The sequence below is a fragment of the Streptomyces pathocidini genome (genome assembly GCF_001418495.1).
GTDB classification, from domain to species: domain Bacteria; phylum Actinomycetota; class Actinomycetes; order Streptomycetales; family Streptomycetaceae; genus Streptomyces; species Streptomyces pathocidini.
Genome location: NZ_LIQY01000373.1, coordinates 1 through 6303 on the forward strand (window position 1 = coordinate 1; position 6303 = coordinate 6303).

The 6303-nt window shown below is 71.6% G+C and carries 7 protein-coding genes; 5 read left to right on the forward strand and 2 right to left on the reverse strand.

Going from position 1 to position 6303, the window contains the following annotated elements:
* From AOK16_RS17755 to AOK16_RS17770, 4 genes are all read left to right on the forward strand, one after another.
* A partial coding sequence (locus AOK16_RS17755) for a sensor histidine kinase (RefSeq protein ID WP_240483623.1) occupies positions 1-630 on the forward strand: 630 nt, incomplete at its 5' end.
* Complete coding sequence (locus AOK16_RS17760) at positions 627-1307, forward strand: response regulator (protein ID WP_055473221.1); 681 nt, start codon at positions 627-629, stop codon at positions 1305-1307. The genes AOK16_RS17755 and AOK16_RS17760, both read left to right, overlap by 4 nt.
* 178 nt (positions 1308-1485) lie before the next feature.
* Complete coding sequence (locus tag AOK16_RS17765) at positions 1486-2697, forward strand: alpha/beta hydrolase (protein WP_055473222.1); 1212 nt, start codon at positions 1486-1488, stop codon at positions 2695-2697.
* Entirely contained in the window at positions 2684-3940 is a 1257-nt protein-coding gene (locus AOK16_RS17770) for an acyltransferase family protein (RefSeq protein ID WP_055473223.1), read from the forward strand. The genes AOK16_RS17765 and AOK16_RS17770 overlap by 14 nt, the downstream gene beginning before the upstream one ends.
* Before the next feature lie 31 nt (positions 3941-3971).
* Here the strand turns inward: AOK16_RS17770 and AOK16_RS17775 are convergent, their stop codons facing one another.
* Positions 3972-4994, reverse strand: coding sequence for an aldo/keto reductase (locus AOK16_RS17775; RefSeq protein ID WP_055473224.1), 1023 nt, complete (start codon positions 4992-4994; stop codon positions 3972-3974).
* A complete protein-coding gene (locus AOK16_RS17780; RefSeq protein ID WP_055473226.1) occupies positions 4991-5458 on the reverse strand; it encodes a MerR family transcriptional regulator in 468 nt (155 codons plus the stop codon). The genes AOK16_RS17775 and AOK16_RS17780 overlap by 4 nt, the downstream gene beginning before the upstream one ends.
* A 118-nt stretch (positions 5459-5576) precedes the next feature.
* Between AOK16_RS17780 and AOK16_RS17785 the strand changes: the two genes are divergently transcribed.
* Positions 5577-6303: serine hydrolase domain-containing protein (locus AOK16_RS17785; protein ID WP_055473225.1), on the forward strand; the 727-nt coding region annotated here is incomplete at its 3' end.

Sequence of the window (6303 nt, forward strand, 5' to 3'; positions counted from 1 at the left end):
GCGCGCGAGCTGCACGACGTGGTTGCCCACCACATGTCGGTGATCACGGTCCAGGCCGACAGCGCGGCCTACCGGATCGACGGCCTTCCCCCGGCCGCCGAGGAGGAGTTCGGGACGATCGCGGCCAGCGCGCGGTCGTCGCTGTCCGAAATGCGCCGACTGCTGGGCTTGCTGCGCAACGAGCACACCGACGGCGGCGAACTCGCGCCCCAGCCCGGGCTGGACGACATCGCGCGGCTGGTCGAGGCGACCCGGCGGGCCGGGGTCCCCACCGAGCTGGCGGTCAACCGCGGGGGGCACGAGTTCTCCCAGGCCGTGGAGTTGTCGGTGTACCGCATCGTGCAGGAGGCGCTGGCCAATGTCGTACGGCACGCGCCGCAGGCCGCGACCCGGGTCATGGTCGGCCCCGACGGGCAGGGGAACCTGACCGTCGTGATCGTCAACGGCCCCTCGCCGCTGGAGGCCGAGCCGCTGGAGACGACCGGCACCGGACACGGCCTCGTCGGACTGCGCGAACGCGTGCGGCTGCTCGGCGGCACGCTCGAAGTCGGCCCCAAGGCAGGCGGATTCCGGGTCGGCGCCCGCTTCCCGCTCGACGGACTCAGTGAAATGGAATCCACCGGCCCATGACCATCCGCGTGATCATCGTCGACGACCAGGCCATGGTGCGGGCGGGGTTCGCCGCCCTGCTCTCGGCGCAGAGCGACATCGACGTGGTGGGCGAGGCCTCCGACGGACGGCAGGGCGTCGAGATCGGCCGGAGCACCCATCCGGATGTGGTGCTGATGGACGTGCGCATGCCGGAGATGGACGGCCTCGAAGCCACCCGCCAGTTGCTCGACCCACCGGTGGGGGTGGTGCACCGGCCCAAGGTGCTGATGCTGACCACCTTCGACGTCGACGACTACGTCTACGAGGCGCTTCGGGCAGGTGCCAGCGGCTTCCTCCTCAAGGACGCGCCTCCGGCGGACCTGATCTCGGCCGTGCGGATCGTGGCGGCGGGCGAGGCCCTGCTCGCCCCCTCCGTCACACGCCGGTTGATCGCCGACTTCGCCAAGCAGCGACGCTCGGGGCCGCACAGGAATCCAGACGTCAGGCTGAGAACTCTCACCGCGCGCGAGACCGAGGTGCTGGAACTGGTGGCCCGCGGTTGCTCCAACGCGGAGATCGCGGACTCCCTGGTGCTGGCCGAGCAGACGGTGAAATCCCACATCGGGCGGTTGCTGGCGAAGCTCGACTGCCGCGACCGGGCGCAGGCCGTGGTGTTCGCGTACGAGTCCGGGCTGGTGACACCCGGCGACCGCTAGCCGCGGCAGTCCCTCTCCCCCTCAGCACCCTCGCACCCCCGGCATCTCCGACACCCCCTACCCAGGTATCAGTCGCAAGTTGGCTCCGTGGTGTGAGGTGCGGACACCCATCGTCTTCCTACGTTTCCCTCCACCAGGCCGCCGAAGGGCGGGAGGTCCGGAGGAGGGAGACGGCGCGATGCGGTTCGGAAGGCGAACTCGCCCGAGGCACAAGGGAAAGCGGCTCCAGCGCACCATGCTGGCCGGGGTGATCGCGGCCGCCGTGGTGACCGGCACGGCGGGCTGGGCAGCGGGCCAGGAGCAGACGGCCGTCACGGGGACGCCACCCGGAGCCGCCGCGTGGCAGGCCGACGCAGTGCACGGACAGCGGCTGCCCGACCCGGCAAGCGTCGAACCGGCCGACGTGGCACGGTTCTTCGCCGGGCTTTCGACCGAGGAGCAGCGGGCACTGGCCGTCCGTCACCCGCTGGTCGTGGGAAACCTCGACGGCGCACCGGTCGCCCTGCGGTATGCGGCCAATGCCCGCGCCATCGCCGCCGAACGCGACCGGCAGCGGGCCCGAGCCAAGGATCCGGCGCTCACCTCGGAGGACCACCGGACGGCCCACGCCCGGGCCATGCGTTGCGCCGAACTCCTCGCCCCGGGGCGCCAGTTCCTCGCCTTCGACCCGCGCGGCCGGGGTCAGGTCGCGGAGGTGTACGGGGATCTGGCCAACGCCGGTCATGTGGCGGTCGTGGTGCCCGGATCGGACATCGACCTCGCCACCTCCGATCGGCGGGAGAGCCCGGGGAGCATGGCGAAGTCGCTGCTCGCGCAGGCGAACCGGCAGGCTCCGGAGTCTCGTACGGCCGTCGTCGCCTGGACCGGTTACACCACCCCGGTCGGCCTGGGGCCCGACGCGGCGACGGGGCGGCTAGCAGAAGCGGGGGCGCCACGGCTGGAGCGCTTCCTCGCGGGGCTTGCCGCGGTCGGGGCACCGGCGCCCACGGTGTTCTGCCACAGCTACGGCTCGGTGGTCTGCGGGCTCGCCGCACCGGAGCTGAGCGTGCGGGAGGCCTCGGACCTGGTGGTGTTCGGCTCTCCGGGGATGCGCGCCGATACAGCGGCCGACCTGGGCACGGGTGCGCGGGTGTGGGCGGCCCGGGACACCTCCGACTGGATCCGGCACGTGCCGAACGTGGACGTCCTGGGCCTGGGCCACGGCGAGGACCCCACGGAACCCTCCTTCGGGGCGCGGGTGGTCTCCAGCACCGAAGCCGAGGGCCACACCGGGTACTTCGCGCCCGGCACAGACGCGCTGCGCAACTTCACGGCCATCACGCTCGGCCGCTTCGGCGAAGTGAGTTGCGCGGCTGACGGCTCCCGGGGGTGCACCGATGGCCTCCGCTAGCAGCGCGGTGCGCACACCCGCCACCAACCTCACCGGCCGGCTACGGCAGTTCACCGCCCGGATCGAGTCGCGCACGCCCGCGCACCGGGATCGCGCCATCGACGGGCTGCGGGCGCTCGCGGTGACAGCGGTGTTCCTTGCGCACTGGCTCGTCAGCGGGTTCACCCTGGACGGCGAGGGCGCGCTGCACACGGCCAGCCCGCTGTCCTCGCTGGGCTTCCTCGCCCCGTTCAGCTGGGTGCTGCAACTCCTGGGGATCTTCTTCCTGGTGGGCGGCTTCTCCTCCGCGCTGTCGCTCCGGCGCCACACCGCTCGGGAACTGCTCGTCGGCGACTGGCTGCGCGGGCGCATGGTGCGGCTCGGGCGTCCCGTCCTGGGGGTAACGGCCGTATGGGCGGCCCTGCTTGCGTGCCTCTCGGCGGCCGGCGTGCCGGGCGGAACCCTGCGCACCGCGGGCACCCTCATCGCCCAGCCGCTGTGGTTCGTCGGTGTCTACGCCCTGGTCACGGCCCTCACCCCCTGGTGCGTACGGACTGCGGAACGGCTGGGCGGCTGGGCCGCGGCGCCGCTCATAGGGGTCGTCGCGGTGGTGGACGCCCTGCGCTACGGCCCGTACGCCGAGGCGATGCCGTCGTGGCTGGGCCTGCTGAACCTCCTCCCGGGCTGGCTGTTCGCCTACCAGTTGGGCGTGGCCTGGGGTGAGCGGAGGCTGGGCAGACGGGGCGCCCTGCTGCTGCTCGCGGGCGGCGGCGCCCTGTTCGCCCTGCTCCTGCTCGTCTTCCACTACCCGTCGAGCATGGTGAGCGTGCCGGGCGAGGCCCGTTCGAACTCGAACCCGCCGTCCCTGCTGGTGCCCGCTCTCGCCTCGGTGCAGTGTGGCGCGGCGATCCTGCTGCGGGACCGGATCAGCAGACTGCTGCAGCGGCCGGTGCTGTGGGCACCGGTCGTCGTAATCAACCTCTTCGCGATGACGATCTTCTGCTGGCATCAGACCGCGATGCTGGCCGCCGCCATACCGAGTTCGGCGTTCGGGCCCGTCCCCGGGCTGACCACGCCACCGGACTCCGCGGCGTGGGTGCTCGCCCGGCTCGCCTGGCTGCCGGTGTTCGCCGGAGTACTGCTCATCATCGGGCGGTTCACACGCCACTTCGAGTCGCCGTGGACCGGCGCGGGCCGGGCACGGCGAGCGGTGGCCGCGGCCCTCGCCGCGGCCTTCGCCCTCTACACCTTCGGAACGGGGTGAGCGCGACATGGCACCCAGACCCGCTCCACCGTCATTCGCGGCTCGCCGAGGAGAGGCTCATGTCGGGGTACCGGGCGCCCGCGACCTTGTCGGCGATGGGCTCCAGCAGTGCCAGTTCCTCGTCGGTGAGCGTGATCCGGGTCGCCGCGGTGTTCTCCTCCACCCGGCTGCGCTTGCGGGTGCCCGGGATCGGCACGACCGGGAGACCGTGCATCTGGGCCCGCTGCTGCACCCAGGCCAGGGCGATCTGCCCGAGAGTCGCGCCCCGCGCGTCGGCGATCGACCGCACGGGCTCCAGGAGGGCGGTGTTCGCCGCGGCGTTGTCGCCGGTGAAGCGCGGCATCGTCCGCCGGAAGTCGTCGGCCGTCAGCTCGCTGGTGGCGTTGGTGAACGAGCCCGTGAGGAAGCCGCGTCCGAGCGGCGAGTAGGGCACGAAGGCGGTGCCCAGCTCGGCCGCGGCCGGGACGGCGGTGCGCTCCACGTCCCGGCTGAAGATCGACCACTCGGACTGGAGCGCGGTGATCGGGTGCACCGCGTGCGCCGCGCGCAGTTCCTCGCCCGTGACCTCGCTCAGGCCCAGGTGCTTGACCTTGCCTTCCTGAACGAGTTCGGCCATCGCACCGACGGTCTCCTCGATGGGGACGTTCACGTCCCTCCGGTGCATGTAGTAGAGGTCGATGACGTCGACGCCAAGGCGGCGCAGGCTGCCCTCGACGCAGTCGCGCAGATACGCGCGGTCGTTGCGGATGCCGCGGTGCGACGGGTTCTCCGGGTCCAGGACGATGCCGAACTTCGTGGCCAGCACGACCTGTTCGCGATGGGCCCGGATGAAGGGGGCGATGAACTTCTCGTTCTCGCCGCTGCCGTACATGTCGGCGGTGTCGTAGAGCGTGACGCCGAGTTCCAGCGCTCGCTCCAGAGTAGCCCGCGCCTCCGACTCGTCCGTCGGCCCGTAGGCGAAGCTCATGCCCATGCAGCCGAGCCCCTGCACTCCGGCTTCGGGGCCTTCGGCACCCAGCGCGACCTGCTCGATCCTGTCCTTGTCCGTGCTCATCGGACCAGCCTCTCCTCGGACGCCCGCCGGGCGTCCACATAGAAATCGATCTTGAAGTCGAGGACTGCGAGGGTGTCCCTCAGCTCGTTGATCCTGACCCGGACGTTGTCGCGGTGGTCCTGCAACAGGCGCCGCCGCTCGTCGAAGGTGTGCTCGCCCTCGCGCACCAGCTCGGCGTACCGGACCATGTCCGCGACCGGCATCCCGGTCAGCCGCAGCTTTCCGACGAAGCCGAGCCAATCCAGGTCGCGGTTGCCGTACCGGCGCTGGCCGGTGTGCGAGCGGTCGACGTGCGGCATCAGACCGATCCGCTCGTACCAGCGCAGGGTGTGCGCGGTGAGCCCGGTCCAGGCCACGACCTCGCTGATCGTGTACCTGTCCTGCCCGTCAGGCCGAGGGTGCGAGAACTTCACCGTCTCGCACAGCGCCTCCACCTGCTCAGGGACGCCTTCCATCACAGTCAATGCCGCCACCCTCTCGTCCACGGGGTTCCCTCACGACTCCCTCAACGCTAGAGACTTGGAGCGCACTCCAGGCAAGCGAAGATTTGACGGACTCTTGTACGGGCTAGGCTCGGGCCTCATGCAGAGCCTGCGCATGATCGAGAACTGGCCGGTACCCACTGCGGCAGCCGCCGTCGTCCGCGGCGACGGCACCCTCGCCGGAGCCCACGGACCAGTGGACCAGCGCTTCCCGCTCGCCTCGGTCACCAAGCCGCTCGCCGCCTACGCCGCGCTCGTCGCGTACGAAGAGGGCGCGGTCGAGCTGGACGAGCCCGCCGGGCCCGAGGGCGCGACCGTACGGCATCTGCTCGCCCACACCTCGGGGCTCGCCTTCGACGAGCACCGGTCCATGGCCGAACCGGGGACGCGCCGCCTCTACTCCAACGCCGGTTTCGAGGTGCTGGGCGACCACATCGCCAAGGCCACCGAGATGCCCTTCGACGAGTACCTGCGGCAGGCCGTCCTCGAACCGCTCGGGATGACCGCCACCGAGCTGGCCGGCTCCCCCGCCAGGGACGGTGTCTCCACGGTCGCCGATCTCGCCCGCTTCGCCGCCGAGCTCCAGGCACCGCGCCTGCTGCACCCGGCGACGGTCGCCGAGGCAACCGCCGTCGTGCACCCCGGCCTGTCCGGGATACTCCCCGGCTACGGCCACCAGCGCCCCAACGACTGGGGGCTCGGCTTCGAGATCCGGGACGCCAAGTCGCCGCACTGGACGGGAAGTTCGTCCTCGCCGCGCACGTTCGGGCACTTCGGCCAGTCCGGCACCTTCCTGTGGGTGGACCCGGGCGCCGCCCGCGGCGCGG

Excerpts from the sequence above, each read along its gene's own strand:
- AOK16_RS17760 (WP_055473221.1), top strand. The coding sequence starts at position 627 with ATGACCATCCGCGTGATCATCGTCGACGACCAGGCCATGGTGCGGGCG.
- AOK16_RS17765 (WP_055473222.1), top strand. The coding sequence starts at position 1,486 with ATGCGGTTCGGAAGGCGAACTCGCCCGAGGCACAAGGGAAAGCGGCTC.
- AOK16_RS17770 (WP_055473223.1), top strand. The coding sequence starts at position 2,684 with ATGGCCTCCGCTAGCAGCGCGGTGCGCACACCCGCCACCAACCTCACC.
- AOK16_RS17775 (WP_055473224.1), bottom strand. The coding sequence starts at position 4,994 with ATGAGCACGGACAAGGACAGGATCGAGCAGGTCGCGCTGGGTGCCGAA.